This window comes from Pseudomonas sp. B21-051 (genome assembly GCF_024748795.1).
GTDB lineage: Bacteria > Pseudomonadota > Gammaproteobacteria > Pseudomonadales > Pseudomonadaceae > Aquipseudomonas > Aquipseudomonas putida_A.
On sequence record NZ_CP087166.1, the window covers coordinates 144,583 to 165,299 of the forward strand.

The window sequence follows — 20,717 nt, forward strand, 5'->3', positions numbered from 1 at the left end:
GCATCAACACGGACTTTGTGAGTTTGTAATGTTTTCTATTGGCGAACGCGGGCCTCATTCGGATTAATGAAAGTTTGCAAAGTGCATGAAAGGCTCTCGGCCATGCGTTGGCGACTATTTGCCAAAGCTATTGGCTGACTGCAGAGCTGCGCCGTGTTTGCGGGGCGAACCCTGCTCGGCGAGGAAAAGCTAATACATCGTCAAATAACTTAACAAGTTTATTTTTAATTATTTTTAGTTGTATATTTTTCAAGTATGAGTCGGCCCAGTAAAACTTTTGGTTTAAGTTTTACTTGGGCGTAGTTGCTCCTTTCGGCAAATAATGGCCAAAATTGAATACAAGAGTGAATGCCTCACTCAAAGCAACTTTAAGAAGCGAAAAATTGAGGTGATGTATAGGAATGAAAGTGGGCCGGAAACGGCGCCGTAACTTCCTTTTATCCCGTGGCAAGGCTCCTTCCGTAGGTTCCTGGTGCGGGGACTGCGCCGGCGGTGCGGTGCGTCGCCCGTTCTTCATGGGTTGGCCGTTTAAGAGTGCGGGTAAATTGGCGGGACGGCTATGACCGATTCGTCCGCAGCGAACTGCAATGCCGGGCTTATGGGCGCAGGGAGGTTAGAGCGAACAGGCGGATCCGCCACCTGGGTTTGCGGCAGACCGTAGAGGGGATTTGTAAGCGGGTTATTCGCCGGTCAGCTGCGGGAGCCTGGGACCGGCGTGGACAGCATCAGCGAACAGCCTTGCGGCTTTGTCCGGCGGGACTGGCGAGGAACCGGGTGATGACCTCGACGCCACGGTTGAGGTGATGTGTGAGCAACTTAACCGACAGCTCGACATCGCGCTCGATCACGGCTTGGAGCATGGCGCGGTGATCTTCCTGGGACAGTTTGCCCAGGCCCATGGCTTCGAGGTTGAAACGCAGAAAGCGCTCCTCCTCGTTGAGGCCGTCTTCGACCAGCCGCAGCAGACGCTTATTCGGTGCCTTGCTGTACAGGGCCATGTGGAACAGGCGATTGAGCCGACCGATTTCGCTGTAGTCGTGCTGGGTTTCCAGTTCTTCGATATAGCCGGCGGCGTGTGCATGATCGGCGCTGGTCAGCAGCGGGATCGACTGGCGCATGGCCTCGGATTCGAGGAGGATCCGCAACTCGTAGGTTTCGGTGGCGTCGCCCTGAATCAGCGGGGCAACCACGGCGCCCTTGTGGGTGGTGACGCTCAGCAGTTCCTGCGCTTCGAGCTGGCGCAGAGCCTCGCGCACCGGCATGCGGCTGACCCCGAACAGGTCGGCCAGGTCCTGCTGGCGCAGGGCGGTGCCGCACGGCAAGCGACCGTCAAGGATCGCCGAGCGCAGGGTCTCTTCGATGATCGAGCGGGCAAGGTGTGCGGGAATCGGCCCATCGACTTTGATGCTGTGCAGCGGTTTGGGCTTCTGTGTCACAACTACTCACCCTGAATGACAACGGAATTTGGATCCAAAGACACTAGTGATTGCTCTACAGGTTGTCAAACCATGTAAAGGATTGCTGTCCTGAATGAAGTTTAGCGCGATGGTGATGATCTCATGGTGCCATTGTTTTTTGCCGGGCTAAGCTTCACCATCAAACGCTTTCCTTCCTGCCCCCTGGAAACCTGCTGTGGCGGTACGTTTCGCGATCCCTCGGACTTTGCGCTGGCTAGGCTGCACACTGCTGCTGGCCGGCGTCATGCTGGGCGGCCTGCATGCCGATTGGGATTTTTCCGCAATCAGCCGCAAGGCTACGGCGCTGTACGGCCCGTTGGGTGCCGGGCAGCAGCGGATCGATGCCTGGCAGAACCTGCTGGCCACGCAGAAACAGGTCAGCGAGATGGAAAAGCTCAAAGTGGTGAACCTGTTTTTCAACAAACAGGTGCGTTATGTCGAAGATATCGATCTGTGGGGGCAGGTCGATTATTGGGAGACGCCCATCGAGGCGTTGTGGAAAGGCGCCGGCGATTGCGAAGACTACGCGATCGCCAAGTATTTCAGCCTGCGCCATCTCGGGGTCTCCAGTGACAAGCTGCGCATCACCTACGTCAAGGCACTGCGCCAGAATCGCGCACACATGGTGCTGACTTACTACGCCACCCCCGATGCCATGCCGCTGGTGCTCGACAGCCTGATCGATCCGATTCAGCCTGCGTCCCAGCGAACCGACTTGCTGCCCGTCTACTCTTTCAATGCTGAAGGTCTGTACCTGCCGGGAGCCAAGGGCAACAAAAAGGTCGGTGACACCAAACGCCTGTCGCGCTGGCAGGATGTGCTGAAGAAAATGCAGGCCGAAGGTTTCCCGGTCGAAACGACTAACTAGGAGCACGCGCTCAGATGTCTTTGTTCAAACAGCTGTTGATCGCTATCTGTCTGTTCCTGGTGGTTGCCTTCACCGGCAGCTTCATGGTCAGTCTGGAGAGCTCGCGCACCCAGTACGTCAATCAGCTGCGCTCGCATGCCCAGGACGCCGCCACGGCGCTGGCGTTGTCGCTGACGCCGAATATCGACGACCCGGCGATGGTCGAGCTGCTGGTCAGCTCGATTTTCGACAGCGGCTATTACGCGAGCATCCGCGTGGTCGATCTCAAGACCGACAAGACCATCGTCGAGCGCAGCGGAATTCCGGCGGTGAGCAATGTGCCTGACTGGTTCGTCAAACTGATTGGCCTGGAGCCTGCCGGTGGCGACGCATTGGTCAGCCGTGGCTGGGAGCAGGCGGCGCGGGTCGAGGTGGTCAGCCACCCGATGTTTGCCGTGGCCAAACTGTGGCAGAGCGCGTTGGGCAGCCTCGGCTGGCTGCTGCTGTGTGGCGCGGTCAGCGCGGTGCTCGGTGCGTTGCTGCTGCGCCGGCAATTGCGCCCGCTGGATTACATGGTCAAACAGTCCCACGCCATCGCCCGCCGCGAATTCCTCAGCCTGCCGGAGTTGCCGCGTACCCCTGAACTGCGGCGCGTGGTGCAGGCGATGAATCAGATGGTCGAGAAGCTCAAGGCGTTGTTCCAGGAGCAGGCCGAGCGCAGCGAAAAACTGCGCGCCGAGTCTTATCAGGACAACCTCACGGGGCTTGCCAACCGGCGCTATTTCGAGATGCAACTGCACAACCGCGTGAGCAACCCGGAGCAGGCCAGTTCCGGTTACCTGCTGCTGCTGCGGGTCAAGGATCTGGCCGGGCTCAATCAGCGTCTGGGCGGGCAGCGCACCGATGAATTGTTGAAAGCCGTCGGCGAGCAACTGTCCCGCGAATGCGCCAAATACCCGGAAACCCAAAACCTCGTCACCCGGATTCGCGGCGGTGAATTTGCCGTGCTGGCACCGGGACTGGTGCGCGAAGAAGCGCTGCAACTGGCGCAGAATCTCGACAGCGCATTGAGCAGCCTGCATGCCACTGGCGCAACCGATGTGCCGGCCGTGGCCTCCATCGGCCTCGCTCCGTTTGCCCACAGCGATTCACCGCAAGCGGTACTGACCCTGGGTGACCAGGCGCTGGCGCAGGCCGAGGGGCAGGGTGAGCAGAACTGGGCGTGCATCGATCAGAGCCTGGTGGCGGACGTCGGTGACGATCACCACGCCTGGCATCGCTTGCTCGATCAGGCGCTGAATCAGCAGCGTTTCGAGCTGTACTTCCAACCGGTGGTGGCCGTTCAGGACACGCAACTGGTGCTGCATTACAAAGTGCTTTCGCGCCTGCTGGATGAACAGGGCCAGACCATCCCGGCCGGGCGTTTCCTGCCGTGGCTCGAGCGTTTCGGCTGGACCGCACGGCTTGACCGCTTGATGCTCGAGCGCGTGCTGGAGCAAATGAAGGCGCATGAAGACTCGCTGGCGCTGAACCTGTCTTCGGCAACCCTGGCCGATCCACAGGCGTTGAACAAAGTGTTCGAGATTCTGCGAGCGCACTCCGACCTCGGCGAGCGCCTGACGCTGGAGATCGGCGAGGAGCAATTGCCGGAGCAAGCGGTGCTGGAGCAGTTGACCCGGCGTCTGCGTGAACTCGGTTTCTCCCTGAGCCTGCAGCGCTTTGGCGGACGCTTCAGCATGATCGGCAACCTGGCGCGGCTGGGGCTGGCGTACCTGAAGATCGATGGCAGTTACATCCGCGCGATCGATCAGGAGAGTGACAAGCGCCTGTTCATCGAGGCGATCCAGCGTGCGGCGCACAGCATCGATCTGCCGTTGATTGCCGAGCGGGTGGAGACCGAAGGCGAGTTGTCGGTGATTCGCGAGATGGGTTTGTATGGGGTGCAGGGGCAGTTGTTTGGTGAGCCCAAGCCCTGGAAGTAAACCTTTGGTGCGGCGGCGTCATTGATGCCGTCTTCGCGAGCAGGCTCGCTCCCACATTGGAATGCATTTCAAATGTGGGAGCGAGCCTGCTCTCGAAGCCGTTAAAAACGAAAAGATCGCAGCCTTCGGCAGCTCCTACAGGGAATGCGTTCCCTGCTGGAGCTGCCGGAGGCTGCGATCTTTTGCTTTAAATCAGCCCGGACTCTTCATCATCGATCAACTGGCTCAACCCGCCCAGCGCCTCACGCGCCTGGGTCCGGTCCATCAGCTTGGCCTGTGCTGCCGGCGGCAGGTCGGTGACGCGGATCACGCCTTTCTGGGTCAGCACCTGAATCAGGTCGTCGAGTACCCGAATCATTTCCAGGTCGCTCTGCTTGAGCTGTTTCAGGCTGGTTTCCACCACTTCATTGGCGAACCAGGCCTGGATTTCATGGCTGTCGGCCGGCAGCGTTTCCGTGGCCTCGGCGTAGGCCGCGGCTTCCACGCGAATCAACAGACCTTGCGCATCGCGTTGCACGTAAAACATTGAGCATCCCTCAGAAAGATCCAGCGTCATGCTGTCAGCAGCATAGGCTAACTGCGCGCGAGTATGCGGGGTGGCGACGAAATCGTCACCGCCGAGTTAGCCGCAAACGTGACGACCGCCCCAAGGGGCGGCCGTTTTGTTCACGCATCAGCTGTTGTTGTGGTCGACCTTGATGGTCGGATCGCTGCCGGCAATCAGGTTGTGAATGTTGGCGCTCGACCAGTTGTTGCCTTCCAGTTTGATCGTCACGTCCGGCGTGGCGGCTGCCGCGTCGCCGGAGTTGAACTTGCCCGCCGAGCTGACTTGCAGCGACGACGTGCCATCAACCGTGGTGATCTTCAGGAAGTTGTCGATGGTGCTGCCGGTTTCACCCTGCAACAGATCGCGCAGGTCGATGCGGTCGCCTTCGTTGGCATTGAAGTCCTTGATCACATCGTTGCCGGTGTCGCCTGCTTTCCAGACGAAAGTGTCAGCACCGGAACCACCGATCAGGATGTCGTTGCCCTGGCCGCCGATCAGCGTGTCGTTGCCGGTGCCGCCGAGCAGGATGTCATTGCCCTTGCCGCCGTCGAGCAGGTCGTTGCCGCCCGAGCCGAACAGGATGTCATTGCCCGCGCCACCCAGCAGGGTGTCGTTGCCGTCATGTGCGCCGGACACATCGAACGCCTGATAGTGCTCGGTGATGTACTGGTGCACGTTGCTGGTGGTGACCTTGCTGACGTCGACGCCGGTCTGCTGCGCCACGAACGCCTGCATCGCCTGATAACCCTCGCCGGCAATGCCGTTGAAGCTCACCAGATCGCCGAACAGGATGTCGTTGCCGTCGCCACCGCTGACAGTGTCGTTGCCCGGCATTGTCGCTTCGGTGTGGCCGATGATCGAGTTGGCCAGATCCTTCGGATCGATGTTGGTCTGTGGCGAGTGATCCGAGTCATACGGTTTCAGGTCGTTGAGGCTGACACCGCTGTTGATACCGATGGCTTCGACGTTCGACAGGCCGCTGAGCAAGGCGAAGCTGCTGGTCGAGTTGTCGGTGGTGGCCGAGCTGGTGCTGCTGCCGCTGCCCGCCAGGCTCGACAGCTCATAGGTACCATCACCCTGAGCGTGAACCGTGCCCAGGTTGGTGGTGGTCCAGCCACGGCCAGTGTAGGTCTGCAACTGGGCATAACCGCTGGCGGTGATGCTCAGGTAATGCGTGTTGTCGATGTACGTGCTGAAGGTATCGCCCAGCTTGTAGTTGCTGGTTGTCACCACACTGTCGAACTTCACGCTGCCATACAGCGTCGGGTTGGTCTGCTCGCCGCTCTGGTAGTAGGTCGGCTGGCCGTCGGTGATGAAGTAGGTGAGGTTCTTCGCCCCGGTGTTGGCCAGCGCTTCGGTGCTCTGGAAGAAGTTGGCCGTGGTCTTGAACACGTCTTCGTAGTTGGTGCCGCCGCCAGACGTCATCGAGTCGAGCACGGCTTTGAGCTTGGTCAGCGCGTTCGGGTCGTTGAGGTTCACCGACACCGACTTGTTGACCTGGGTATCGAAGTCCACCAGGAAGATGTTCACCGTGCCCGAGTTGCTGCCGCCCAGGCTCTGCTTGAGTGTGTTGAACACCGACGTCAGCGAGTCCTTGGCCGCATTGATCGACGAGGTGCTCATGCTGCCCGAGCTGTCGACCATGAACGCGATGTTGTAGTTGGTGCCCGGCACCACGGTCAGACCGCCGATGTCGGCGACCATGATGTCGTTGCCGTCGGTGCCGTTGAAGGTGTCGTCGCCAGAAGTACCGACCACGGCGTTGTACACCGCCGGCACCACGGTGACCGGAATCATCGCGGTGCTGCTGGCCGAGCCGCCGACCATCTCGGTGGAGGTCGAGGTCACGGTCAGGTTGAACTGGCCGTTGTAGTAGGTCGGCGGGGTCACGGTCAGGCTGCCGAGGCTCCAGCCGGTGACGTTGGCTTCGCCGTTGCTCGCGGTGACAGTAAAGCTGTGGCCATGGCCGTCGGAGAGGACCGAACCGACTGGCGCACCGCTGATCTTCACGCTCAGGGTTTCCGAGCCGTCGGTGTCGGTCAGCGCGGTGTTGATCGCCGACAGTTTCACCGTGGTGCCTTCGGCGCCGGTGTTGAGCTTGTAGCCGTCGTAATAGCCTTCGCCGTTGCTGCCATGCAGGTCGGAGACGGTCACACCGGCATTCACCAGATCCTGTACGCCGGTGTAGATCGGCACGCCGGCACTGCTCAGGTCGATTGGCGTGCTGCCGTTGACCGACAGGTTCACGTCATAGCTGCCCGGGCCGCTCTGGTTGTGGTGGTAGATGTCCAGGGTGTAGTAGCCGCTGGTGGTCGGGGTGAACGAGCCGCTGATTGCACCGCCCGCGCCCCACGTGCCGGAAGCCACGCTCTTGCCGCCAATGGTGATCAGCAGACTGTCGTCAGCCACGCCGCTGAAGCTGTATGTCTTACCGGCTTCCAGATAGATCAGGCCCGAGGTTTTCGACGCGGTGCCGGCGGTCACACTGCCGTCGGACTGCACGTTGGTCACGTTGGTGCTGGAGTTCGGGGTACCAGCGCCGTCGATTACGTTTTTCAGCGTGGTCGAGTCGGCGCCGTTGCCGTTGGTCCCAAGACCCGGCAGGCCGGTCCAGACTTCCTTGACCAGTCCGGTGGACTTCACGCTGTTGTCGGCCACGCTCACGGTCGGCGCATCCGCCACTGGCGTGATGTCGATCTTCACGGTGCCGGTGTTGCCCAGCAGCTGGCCGTCGGTTGGCTGGAACTTGATCTGTGCGTAGTCGGCCTGGTTGTTGCCCAGGCCGGTGCCGCCGTAACCGTTGACGCCCGATTCGTTGGCATCCGGCATGAAGCGCAGCTTGCCGGCGTCGATGTCAGCCTTGCTGAAAGTCTGGTTGTTGGCGACGTCTTTCCAGGTCGAACCGTCCAGGTACTGCAGTTTGCCTTCGCCCGGCAGCTGGGTGATTTTCACGCCCAGGCTGCTGGCCGGGCTGTCGACGTCGGTCACACCGAAGGTCGACCAGCCGAGGATCAGCGGGGTGTCTTCGGTGCCGGTGACGTTGACCGGAGCCGCAACCGGCGCATCGTTGACCGCCACCACGTTGACCGTGGTGGTCGCGGTGTTGGAGTAGTTGCCGCCATCGGTCACGGTCACGGTGATGATCCGCGGCACGGTGCTCGGGTCTTCACTGCTGTTGGTGAAGCTGATGTTCTTGATCGCCTGCATGTAGTCGGCCAGCGTCGCGTTACCCGACAGTGTCAGGGTCACGGTGCCGTTGGTGCTGTTGGCATTGATCGTAATGCCGTTGACGCTGTTGCCCAGGTTCAGCGCATCGCCGTCCTGACGGTTGGTCAGCACGATGGTCGCGCCGGTCAGCATGGTGCTGTCTGGGTCGGTGATCGTCAGGTCAGTGTCGGCAATCGACACGCCGGCGCCCGGGGTGTTTTCGGTGAACGTCACTTTGTAGTCGGCACCGGTGGCGCCGCTGGAGTTGTTGGCGTCCAGGTCGATGACCGGTGGCGCATCGTTGTCGATGATCGAGGTACTGACGCTGCCGTTGGTGCTGCTGACGGCCAGGTTCTCGAAGTTGCCGCCGGTGGCCGAGTCGATCTTGACCACGAAGTTCTCGGTGCCTTCGGTGATCTTGTCATCGATGGTCGCGACGTTGAACTGCGCGCTGCTGGCGCCCGCCGGGATCTTCACGGTGTACACGCCAGTGAAGTCCGAACCGTCGGCAGCGGTGCCGCTGTAGACGATTTTCAGGGTTACGTCGGTTTGCGCCGGGTGGGTCAGGCTGACGGTGTAGCTGGCGGTCTGGCCTTCGGTCACCGAGGTGCTGCCGGTGATGCTGACGGTGGTGGTGTCGATGGTATCGGCGACGTTGGTCACGGCCGGTGTCGTGCTCGGTACCAGGTTCTCGAAGTTGCCACCGCTGGCGTTGGTGATGGTCGCCTGCACGCTGCCGGCGTCTTTGTAAACGTCGTCAGCCGGAGCCGGAACGGTCACGGTGCCGGTGGTTTTGCCGGCGTCGATGGTGATCACCGAGCCGTTGCTCAGGGTCACGGTCACCGGCGAGCCGGCGGCGTTGCTCAGGGTGGCGGTGTAGGTGATCTGGCCACCCTCGTTCACCGCCGGGGTCGCGGACAGCGACAGGCTGGTGGTGTCGATGGTGTCGGTCACGGTGGTGCTGACCGGTGTTTTGTCGGCTACCAGATTTTCGTAATTGCCGCCGGACACGTTAGTGATCGAGTTAGTCAGCGGCGCGTGACCGGTCAGCGCGTCATTCGGCGCGATGCTGGTCACGGTGCCGGTGGTTTTACCGATGTCGATGGTGATGGTCTGGCCGTTGGACAAGGTCACGACGACTGGCGAGCCAGTGACTGGCGCACCCACAGTGGCGGTGTAGGTGACGGTGCCACCCTCGGCCACGGTGCCCGTGGCGGTGAGTTTCACGCCAGTGGTGTCGATGGTGTCGGTGACACTGGTCACGGCTGGCGTGGTGCTTGGTACCAGGTTTTCGAAGCTGCCACCGGTCGCGGTTTTGATCGTGGCCTGCACGGTGCCGGCGTCTTTGTAGACGTCGTCGGCTGGCGCTGGAACGGTCACGGTGCCCGTGGTTTTGCCCGCGTCGATGGTGATCACGGCGCCGTTCGACAGAGTCACGGTGACTGGCGAACCAGCGGCGTTGGTCAGGGTTGCGGTGTAAACGATCGAGCCACCCTCGGCCACGGTGCCGGTCGCGCTGAGCGACAGGTTGGTGGTGTCGACGGTATCGGTCACGGTGGTGCTGACCGGTGTTTTGTCGGCAACGAGGTTTTCGTAGTTGCCGCCGCTCACGTTAGTGATTGCGTTGGTCAGCGGCGCGTGGCCGGTCAACGCGTCATTTGGCGCGACAGTGGTCACAGTGCCGGTGGTTTTGCCGATGTCGATGGTGATGGTCTGGCCGTTGGTCAACGTCACCACGACTGGCGAACCAGTGACTGGCGCGCCGACAGTGGCGGTGTAGACGACGTTGCCGCCTTCGGCCACGGTGCCCGTGGCGGTGAGTTTCACGCCAGTGGTGTCGATGGTGTCGGTGACGCTGGTCACGGCTGGCGTGGTGCTTGGCACCAGGTTTTCGAAGCTGCCACCGGTCGCGGACTTGATCGTTGCCTGCACGGTGCCGGCGTCTTTGTAGACGTCGTCGGCCGGGGCAGGAACGGTGACGGTACCGGTGGTTTTACCGGCGTCGATGGTGATGACTGCACCGTTGCTCAGCGTCACGGTCACTGGCGAGCCAGCGGCGTTGGTCAGCGTTGCGGTGTAAATAATCGAGCCACCTTCGGCCACGGTGCCGGTAGCGGACAGCGACAGGTTGGTGGTGTCGATGGTGTCAGTAACAGTGGTCGAAACCGGGGTCTTGTCGGCCACCAGGTTTTCGTAGTTGCCGCCGCTGACGTTAGTGATCGCGTTGGTCAGTGGTGCATGACCGGTCAACACGTCGTTAGGCGCGGTGGTGGTCACGGTGCCGGTGGTTTTGCCGACTTCGATGGTGATGTTCTGGCCGTTGGCCAGAGTCACGGTCACTGGCGAACCGGTTACCGGTGCACCAACGGTCGCGGTGTAGGTGACGGTACCACCTTCAGCAGCAGACTCGGTCGCGGTCAGTTTGACCGTGGTGGTGTCGATGGTGTCGGTGACGCTGGTCACGGCTGGCGTGGTGCTTGGCACCAGATTTTCGAAGTTGCCGCCAGTCGCGGTCTTGATCGTGGCCTCAACGGTGCCGGCGTCTTTGTAGACGTCATCAGCCGGTGCCGGAACGGTCACGGTGCCGGTGGTTTTGCCGGCGTCGATGGTGATCACGGCGCCGTTGCTCAACGTCACGGTAACCGGCGAGCCGGCAGCGTTGGTCAGCGTCGCGGTGTAAACGATCGAGCCGCCTTCAGCCACGGTGCCGGTAGCGGACAGCGACAGGTTGGTGGTGTCGACGGTATCGGTGACCGTGGTATTGACCGGTGTCTTGTCGGCAACGAGGTTCTCGTAGTTGCCGCCGCTGACGTTGGTGATCGCGTTGGTCAGCGGCGCGTGTCCGGTCAGCGCATCGTTCGGTGCGGTGGTGGTTACGGTGCCGGTGGTTTTGCCGACTTCGATGGTGATGTTCTGACCATTAGCCAGAGTTACCACGACTGGCGAGCCAGTCACTGGCGCACCAACGGTCGCGGTGTAGGTGACGGTGCCACCTTCGGCAGCAGACTCGGTCGCGGTCAGCTTGACCGTGGTGGTATCGATGGTGTCGGTGACCTGAGTCACAGCCGGCACGGTGCTCGGTACCAGGTTTTCGAAGCTGCCACCGGTAGCGTTGGTGATCGTTGCCTGAACGGTGCCGGCGTCTTTGTACACGTCATCGGCAGGTGCCGGAACGGTCACAGTGCCAGTGGTTTTACCGGCGTCGATGGTGATGACTGCGCCGTTGCTCAACGTCACGGTGACTGGCGAGCCAGCGGCGTTGGTCAAGGTCGCGGTGTAGATGATCGCACCACCCTCGGCGACCGAATTGGTTGCGCTCAGGGACAGGTTGGTGGTGTCGACTGTATCGGTAACGGTGGTCGAAACCGGGGTTTTGTCGGCGACCAGATTCTCGTAGTTGCCACCGGTCACGTTAGTGATGGCGTTGGTCAACGGCGCATGGCCGGTCAGCGCATCGTTTGGCGCAGTGGTGGTCACGGTGCCGGTGGTTTTGCCGACTTCGATGGTGATGTTCTGACCATTGGCCAGAGTCACGGTCACTGGCGAACCGGTTACCGGTGCACCGACGGTTGCGGTGTAGGTGACGGAGCCACCTTCAGCAGCAGACTCGGTCGCGGTCAGTTTGACCGTGGTGGTGTCGATGGTGTCGGTGACGTTGGTGACGGCCGGAACGGTACTCGGCACCAGGTTTTCGAAGTTGCCACCGGTGGCGGTCGAAATGGTCGCTTCGACTTTGCCTGCGTCTTTGTAGACGTCATCGGCAGGCGCCGGAACGGTTACGGTGCCGGTGGTTTTACCCGCATCGATGGTGATCACCGCGCCGTTGCTCAACGTCACGGTAACTGGTGAGCCTGCAGCGTTGGTCAGGGTTGCGGTGTAAACGATCGAGCCGCCTTCGGCCACGGTACCGGTCGCGGACAGCGACAGGTTGGTGGTGTCGATGGTGTCGGTGACGTTAGTGCTGACCGGGGTTTTGTCAGCCACGAGGTTTTCGTAATTGCCGCCAGTCACACCCGTGATCGAGTTGGTCAGAGGCGCATGACCGGTCAGCGCGTCGTTCGGTGCGATGGTGGTGACGGTACCGGTAGTTTTACCCAATTCGATGGTGATGTTCTGACCGTTGGCCAGGGTCACCACAACCGGAGAACCGGTGACTGGTGCGCCAACAGTGGCGGTATAGGTGACGGTGCCGCCTTCGGCCACCGAGGTATCGGCGGTCAGTTTGACGGTCGAGGTGTCGATGGTGTCTGTGACTTCGGTGACAGCCGGCACGGTACTTGGCACCAGGTTTTCGAAGTTGCCACCGGTGGCGGTGGAGATTGTTGCCTCGACTTTACCGGCATCTTTGTAAACGTCGTCCGCCGGAGCTGGAACAGTCACGGTGCCGGTGGTTTTACCGGCGTCGATGGTGATGACTGCGCCGTTGCTCAACGTTACGGTGACTGGCGAGCCAGCGGCGTTGGTCAGGGTTGCGGTGTAAACGATCGAGCCACCTTCGGCCACGGTACCGGTCGCGGACAACGACAGGTTAGTGGTGTCGACGGTGTCGGTGACATTGGTCGAAACCGGGGTTTTGTCAGCCACGAGGTTTTCGTAGTTGCCCCCGCTGACTTCGGTGATGGCGTTGGTCAGCGGTGCATGACCGGTCAGCGCATCGTTCGGTGCGGTGGTGGTCACGGTGCCGGTGGTCTTGCCGACTTCGATGGTGATGTTCTGACCGTTCGCCAGGGTCACGACCACAGGCGAACCGGTTACCGGAGCACCGACAGTCGCGGTGTAGGTGACGGTGCCACCTTCCGCAGCAGACTCGGTCGCGGTCAGTTTCACTGTGGTGGTGTCGATGGTATCGGTAACGTTGGTGACGGCCGGAACAGTGCTCGGCACCAGGTTTTCGAAGTTGCCACCGGTGGCGGTGGAGATGGTCGCTTCGACTTTACCGGCGTCCTTGTACACGTCATCGGCTGGCGCCGGAACGGTCACGGTGCCAGAGGTTTTACCGGCTTCGATGGTGATCACCGCGCCGTTGGACAGGGTCACGGTGACCGGCGAACCAGCGGCGTTGGTCAGGGTTGCGGTGTAAACAATCGAGCCACCCTCGGCCACGGTGCCGGTCGCGCTGAGCGACAGATTGGTGGTGTCGACGGTGTCGGTGACATTGGTCGAAACCGGCGTTTTATCCGCCACGAGGTTTTCGTAGTTACCGCCGCTCACGTCGGTGATGGCGTTGGTCAGCGGCGCGTGGCCGGTCAACGCATCGTTCGGCGCAGTGGTAGTCACGGTGCCAGTGGTTTTACCCACCTCAATGGTGATGTTCTGACCGTTGGCCAGGGTCACGACCACAGGCGAACCGGTCACTGGCGCGCCGACAGTCGCGGTGTAGGTGACGGTGCCACCTTCAGCAGCAGACTCGGTCGCGGTCAGTTTGACCGTGGTGGTGTCGATGGTATCGGTAACGTTGGTGACGGCCGGAACGGTGCTCGGCACCAGATTCTCGAAGTTGCCACCGGTGGCAGTCGAAATGGTCGCTTCGACTTTACCCGCGTCTTTGTACACGTCGTCAGCCGGAGCTGGAACGGTCACGGTGCCCGAGGTTTTACCGGCTTCGATGGTGATCACCGCGCCGTTGGACAGAGTCACGGTCACCGGAGTCCCGGCCGGGTTGGTCAGGGTCGCGGTGTAAACGATCGAACCACCTTCCGCCACCGAGTCGCTGGCGGTCAGGTTCAGGTTGGTAGTGTCGACAGTGTCCGACACCGAGGTGTTCGCCGGTGTCTTGTCGGCCGCCAGGTTTTCATAGTTGCCGCCGGCAACCTTGTCGATGGCGACGCTCAGCGAGCTGCCGCCCGCCAATGGGCTGTTCGGCGCAACGAAATTCACGCTGCCGGTGGTCTCACCGACGGCGATGGTGATGGTCTGGCCGTTGGACAGGGTGACCACAACAGGCGAGCCGGTTACTGGCGCGGTCACGCTTGCGGTGTAAACCACGGTTTCGCCTTCGGCGACGTTGGCGGTGGCGGTCAGCGACACGGTGGAGGTGTCGATGGTGTCGTTGACGGTGGTCACGGCCGGGGTGTTACTGGTCACCAGGTTTTCGAAGTCGCCACCGGTCGCGCCCTTGATGGTCGCTTCAACGGTGCCGGCGTCCTTGTAGACGTCATCCTTCGGCGCATCGACGGTCACGGTGCCGGAAGTTTTGCCGGCGTCGATGGTGATCACCGCGCCATTGCTCAAGGTCACGGTCACCGGGGTGCCGGCGGCGTTGGTCAGGGTGGCGGTGTAGGTGATCTGGCCGCCTTCGTTCACCGCCGGAGTCGCGCTCAGCGACAGGTTGGTGGTGTCGACGGTGTCGGTCACGGTGGTGCTGACCGGCGTTTTGTCGGCGACGAGGTTTTCGTAGTTGCCGCCGCTGACATTGGTGATCGAGTTGTTCAGCGGCTCATGACCGTTCAGCGCATCGTTCGGTGCGGTGGTCGTCACGGTGCCGGTGGTCTTGCCGATGTCGATGGTGATGGTCTGACCGTTGGCCAGGGTCACAACAACAGGTGCGCCAGTCACTGGAGCGCCAACAGTCGCGGTGTAAGTGACAGTGCCGCCTTCAGCCACCGAAGTATCGGCGCTCAGCTTCACGGTCGAAGTATCGATGGTGTCGGTGACTTCGGTGACGGCCGGAACAGTGCTTGGCACCAGGTTCTCGAAGTTGCCGCCCGCTGCGTCCTTGATCGTGACTTCGACCTTGCCGGCGTCTTTGTAGACGTCATCGGCTGGCGCTGGAACGGTCACGGTGCCGGTGGTTTTACCGGCTTCGATGGTGATCACGGAGCCGTTGGACAGAGTCACGGTCACCGGCGTACCGGCCGGGTTGGTCAGGGTGGCGGTGTAGATGATCGAACCGCCCTCGGCCACGGTACCGGTAGCACTCAGGGTCAAGTTGGTGGTGTCGACGGTGTCGGTCACGGTGGTGCTGACCGGGGTTTTGTCGGCCACCAGATTCTCGTAATTGCCGCCACTCACGCCGGTGATTGCGTTGGTCAGTGGCGCATGGCCGTTCAACGCATCGTTTGGCGCGGTGGTGGTTACAGTGCCGGTGGTCTTGCCGACTTCGATGGTAATGTTCTGACCGTTAGCCAGGGTCACGACCACAGGCGAGCCGGTCACTGGAGCGCCAACAGTCGCGGTGTAGGTGACGGTGCCACCTTCAGCAGCGGACTCGGTTGCGGTCAGTTTCACCGACGTGGTGTCGATGGTGTCAGTGACTTCAGTCACTGCCGGAACAGTGCTCGGAACGAGGTTCTCGAAGTTGCCGCCGGTTGCACCGTTGATGGTGACTTCAACCTTGCCGGCGTCTTTGTAGACGTCATCGGCTGGTGCTGGAACGGTCACGGTGCCGGTGGTTTTACCGGCCTCGATGGTAATCACCGAACCGTTGGACAGGGTCACGGTGACTGGCGAGCCAGCGGCATTGGTGAGTGTCGCGGTGTAAGTGATCGAACCGCCCTCGGCGACCGAGTTGGTGGCGCTGAGCGACAGATTCGTCGTGTCCACGGTGTCGGTGACGGTGGTGCTGACAGGGGTTTTGTCGGCGACGAGGTTTTCGTAGTTGCCACCGGTGACGCCGGTAATCGAGTTGGTCAGCGGTTCGTGACCGTTCAGCGCATCGTTTGGCGCGGTGGTGGTTACAGTGCCGGTGGTCTTGCCGACTTCGATGGTGATGTTCTGACCATTGGCCAGGGTCACCACGACTGGCGAACCGGTGACTGGTGCGCCAACGGTAGCGGTGTAGGTGACGGTGCCACCTTCAGCGACCGAAGTATCGGCCGTGAGTTTCACGGTCGAGGTGTCAATGGTGTCAGTGACTTCGGTGACAGCCGGGACCGTGCTCGGCACCAGGTTCTCGAAATTGCCGCCTGCGGCGTCTTTGATCGTGACTTCAACCTTGCCAGCGTCCTTGTAAACGTCATCGGCTGGGGCGGGAACAGTCACGGTGCCGGTAGTTTTACCTGCTTCAATGGTGATCACCGAGCCGTTCGACAGGGTCACGGTCACCGGCGTACCGGCCGGATTGGTCAAGGTCGCGGTGTAAACGATCGAACCACCTTCGGCAACGGAGCCAGTGGCGCTCAACGTCAGGTCGGTGGTGTCGACGGTGTCGGTAACAGTGGTCGAAACAGGAGTTTTGTCAGCGACCAGATTTTCGTAGTTGCCACCGGTGACGCCGGTAATCGAGTTGGTCAGCGGTTCGTGACCGTTCAGCGCATCGTTTGGCGCGGTGGTGGTCACGGTGCCGGTGGTTTTGCCCACTTCGATGGTGATGTTCTGACCATTGGCCAAGGTCACCACGACTGGCGAACCGGTGACCGGTGCGCCGACGGCGGCGGTGTAAGTGACAGTCCCGCCTTCAGCTACCGAAGTGTCGGCGGTGAGTTTGACCGTCGACGTATCGATGGTATCGGTAACTTCGGTAACAGCCGGAACGGTGCTCGGCACCAGGTTCTCGAAATTGCCGCCTGCGGCGTCTTTGATCGTGACTTCAACCTTGCCAGCGTCTTTGTAAACGTCATCGGCTGGTGCTGGAACGGTCACGGTGCCGGTAGTTTTACCGGCTTCGATAGTGATCACCGAGCCGTTGGACAAGGTCACGGTCACCGGCGTACCGGCCGGATTGGTCAGGGTCGCGGTGTAGACGATCGAACCGCCTTCCGCCACGGTGCCGGTGGCGCTAAGAGTCAAGTTGGTGGTGTCGACGGTGTCGGTGACGTTGGTCGAAATCGGGGTTTTGTCAGCGACCAGGTTTTCGTAGTTGCCGCCGCTCACGTCAGTGATTGCGTTGGTCAGTGGCTCGTGACCGTTCAACGCATCGTTCGGTGCGGTGGTGGTCACGGTGCCAGTGGTTTTGCCCACTTCGATGGTGATGGTCTGACCGTTGGCCAGGGTCACAACAACCGGCGAGCCAGTCACCGGCGCACCGACAGTGGCGGTGTAAGTGACGGTGCCACCTTCAGCCACCGAAGTATCGGCGGTCAGTTTGACGGTCGAGGTGTCGATGGTGTCGGTGACTTCAGTGACCGCAGGGACGGTGCTCGGCACCAGATTCTCGAAGTTGCCGCCGGTTGTTCCGGTAATGCTGACTTCCACTTTGCCGGCGTCTTTGTAGACGTCATCGGCAGGTGCTGGAACCGTTACGGTGCCAATGGTTTTGCCGGCCTCGATGGTGATGAACGAGCCATTGCTCAAGGTCACGGTCACCGGAGTACCGGCCGGATTGGTCAGGGTTGCGGTGTAGACGATCGAACCGCCTTCCGCCACGGTGCCGGTCGCAGTCAGCGACAGGTTGGTGGTGTCGACGGTGTCGGTGACGGTGGTGCTGACAGGGGTTTTGTCGGCCACGAGATTTTCGTAGTTGCCACCGCTCACGTCAGTGATCGCGTTGCTCAGTGGCTCATGACCATTCAACGCATCGTTCGGCGCGGTGGTGGTCACGGTGCCGGTGGTTTTGCCGACTTCGATAGTGATGGTCTGGCCGTTGGCCAGGGTCACAACAACCGGCGAACCGGTCACCGGCGCACCAACCGTAGCGGTGTAAGTGACAGTGCCGCCTTCAGCTACCGAAGTATCAGCGGTCAGTTTGACGGTCGAAGTATCGATGGTATCAGTAACTTCGGTGACAGCCGGAACGGTGCTCGGAACAAGGTTCTCGAAATTGCCACCGCTGGTTCCGGTAATGCTGACTTCGACTTTGCCGGCATCTTTGTAGACGTCATCGGCTGGCGCCGGAACGGTCACGGTTCCGGTGGTTTTGCCGGCTTCGATGGTGATGACGGAGCCATTGCTCAGGGTCACGGTCACCGGCGTGCCGGCCGGGTTGGTCAGGGTCGCGGTGTAGACAATCGAACCGCCTTCAGCGACGGAGCCAGTGGCGCTCAACGTCAGGTTGGTGGTGTCGACGGTGTCGGTCACGGTGGTGCTGACCGGCGTCTTGTCGGCGACCAGATTCTCGTAGTTGCCACCGCTCACGCCAGTGATCGAGTTGCTCAGCGGCGCCTGGCCGTTCAGCACGTCGTTCGGTGCGGTGGTGGTCACGGTGCCGGTGGTTTTACCCACTTCGATGGTGATGGACTGACCGTTGGCCAGGGTCACAACAACCGGCGAGCCAGTCACCGGCGCACCAACCGTAGCGGTGTAAGTGACAGTGCCACCCTCGGCCACCGAGGTGTCAGCGGACAGCTTGACCGTCGAGGTATCGATGGTGTCGGTGACTTCGGTGACTGCAGGGACAGTGCTAGGCACCAGATTTTCGAAGTTGCCGCCGGTTGCACCGTTGATGGTGACTTCGACTTTGCCGGCATCTTTGTAAACGTCATCCGCAGGCGCCGGAACGGTCACGGTACCGGTGGTTTTACCGGCTTCGATGGTGATCACGGCGCCGTTGCTCAGGGTCACGGTAACCGGCGAGCCGGCAGCATTGGTCAACGTCGCGGTGTAAACGATCGAACCGCCCTCAGCCACGGTACCAGTCGCGCTCAGCGACAGGTTGGTGGTGTCGACGGTGTCGGTAACGGTGGTCGAAACCGGGGTTTTGTCGGCGACGAGGTTCTCGTAGTTACCGCCACTGACATTGGTGATGGCGTTGGTCAGCGGTGGGTTGCCGGTCAACGCATCGTTCGGCGCGGTGGTGGTCACGGTGCCGGTGGTTTTGCCCACTTCGATGGTGATGGTCTGACCGTTGGCCAGGGTCACGGTCACTGGCGAACCGGTGACAGGCGCGCCTACGGTGGCGGTGTAAGTGACGGTGCCGCCCTCAGCGACCGAGGTATCGGCAGTCAGTTTGACGGTCGAGGTATCGATGGTGTCGGTGACTTCGGTGACCGCCGGAACGGTGCTCGGCACCAGATTCTCGAAATTGCCGCCGGTAGTGCCGGTAATGCTGACTTCGACTTTGCCGGCATCTTTGTAGACGTCATCCGCAGGCGCCGGAACGGTCACGGTACCGGTGGTTTTGCCAGCTTCGATGGTAATGACGGAGCCGTTGCTCAACGTCACGGTCACCGGGGTACCGGCCGGGTTGGTCAGGGTGGCGGTGTAAACGATCGAGCCGCCTTCAGCGACGGTGCCGGTCGCGCTCAGCGACAGGTTGGTGGTGTCGATGGAATCGGTGACGGTGGTGGTCGCCGGGGTGGTGTTCGGCACCAGATTCTCGAAGTTGCCACCGGTTGCGCCGGTAATCGTGGTGCTGACGGTGCCGCCGTTGTTGTAGACGTCGTTCGGCGCGGTCGGCACGTTGACCGTGCCAGTGGTCTGGCCGGCTTCGATGGTGATGGTCGAGCCGTTGGACAGGGTAACGGTAACCGGCGTCTGTGCCGGGTTGGTCAGGGTCGCGGTGTAGGTGATCTGGCCACCTTCGACCACGGTACCGGTGGCGGTGAGGGTCAGGCCGGTGGTGTCGCGCGAATCGACGATGTTCGTTACGGCTGGCGTCGTGTTTGGTACCAGATTCTCGAAGTTGCCACCAGTGGCACCGGTGATGGTGGTGCTGACGGTGCTGCCGTTGTTGTAGACGTCATTCGGCGCGGTTGGCACGTTGACGGTGCCAGTGGTCTGGCCGGCTTCGATGGTGATGGTCGAGCCATTGGACAGGGTGACGGTGACCGGCGTCTGCGCCGGGTTGGTCAGGGTCGCGGTGTAGGTGATCTGGCCGCCTTCGGTGACGCTGTTGCCCGCCGTCAGGGTGACGGTGGTGGTGTCGATGGTGTCGGTGACCTGAGTCGTGGCCGGGGTGGTCGGCGGGGTCACGGTAATGCCGTTGCCGCCGGTGGTGCCGGTGACTGTCACGTTGATCTGGGTCGGGTCGTTATAAACGGTGTCGTTCGGTGCCAGCGGCACGTTGACGGTGCCGGTGGTGGAGCCGGCCGGAATCACGATTACCGAGCCGTTGGACAGGGTGATGGTCAGGTCGGTCAGCGGCGCCTGGGTCAGGGTCGCGGTGTACACCAGCACGCCGCCGGCTTCGGTGATGGTCGGCGTGGCGCTGAGGCTCAGGGTCGACTCACGCAGGGCGTTGGTGGTGGTGTCGGTAGTCTGGCCACCGGTGATGTTCTGTGCTGCTTGTGCGCCGGAGTTGATGCCCGCGGTCGGGAAGCCGATGGTCGGATCGACGCGGCCAGCCGTGGCATCGAGCATCACGAAGCTGTGGCCGCCGCCTGCCGCACCGCCAGTGCCTGCGGCGGTGGCGCCGGCAGCCGTGGCTTCAAGGGCGGTGGTCGGGTCGGCACCGGCAGCGATGGCCTGCTGCAGCTCGGCTACAGAAGGCGCGGCCTGCGCGGTGGCTTCGGCCAGGTCAGTGCTGGAATCGGGCGCGTTGGCGCTCCACTGGGTTTCACGGCCCAGGTCCAGGGTGCGGCCATCCGCCAGTTCCAGCGACACGGCGCCGGAGAGGCCGGTATCGATCTGGTCGCCGACGAACAGGCGATCGCCTTCAACGAGCACGCGGCGTACACCCTCGGGGGAGACCACGAATACCTGACCGACAATGCTTTTGACGATGGCAACAACACTGCTCATTGAAGACTCTCCGGGTGTCACGTTCAGTTGACTTCCATAGCCTGATGGCTTCGGCGCCGATTCAGTCTGGACGTACTTTTAAAATTTGCGAATCAAGATTGACGCTGTTCTTCGTCAATAAT

General features: G+C 61.5%; 5 protein-coding genes. 2 read left to right on the forward strand and 3 right to left on the reverse strand.

All coding sequences use genetic code 11. The features are described 5' to 3' along the window. Positions 1–725: 725 nt before the first annotated feature. Complete coding sequence (locus LOY52_RS00700) at positions 726–1,436, reverse strand: GntR family transcriptional regulator (protein WP_258677710.1); 711 nt, start codon at positions 1,434–1,436, stop codon at positions 726–728. Between the two features lie 196 nt (positions 1,437–1,632). On the opposite strand from LOY52_RS00700, the gene lapG reads away from it, so the two are divergent. Continuing rightward, on the forward strand, positions 1,633–2,325 hold the full coding sequence (gene lapG / locus LOY52_RS00705) for a cysteine protease LapG (RefSeq protein WP_258677712.1): 693 nt from the start codon (positions 1,633–1,635) through the stop codon (positions 2,323–2,325). Positions 2,326–2,339: 14 nt separating this feature from the next. Further along, on the forward strand, positions 2,340–4,286 hold the full coding sequence (lapD, locus tag LOY52_RS00710) for a cyclic di-GMP receptor LapD (RefSeq protein ID WP_408980415.1): 1,947 nt from the start codon (positions 2,340–2,342) through the stop codon (positions 4,284–4,286). A gap of 187 nt (positions 4,287–4,473) precedes the next feature. On the opposite strand, the gene LOY52_RS00715 is transcribed toward lapD, so the two are convergent. Together LOY52_RS00715 and LOY52_RS00720 are read right to left on the reverse strand one after the other, a co-directional pair. Then, the gene (locus LOY52_RS00715) at positions 4,474–4,812 is read right to left on the reverse strand and encodes a tryptophan synthase subunit beta (protein WP_258677714.1); all 339 of its coding nucleotides are present in this window, start codon (positions 4,810–4,812) and stop codon (positions 4,474–4,476) included. A 147-nt stretch (positions 4,813–4,959) separates the two neighbouring features. After that, a complete protein-coding gene (locus LOY52_RS00720) occupies positions 4,960–20,595 on the reverse strand; it encodes a LapA family giant adhesin (protein ID WP_258677716.1) in 15,636 nt (5,211 codons plus the stop codon). Positions 20,596–20,717: the final 122 nt, after the last annotated feature.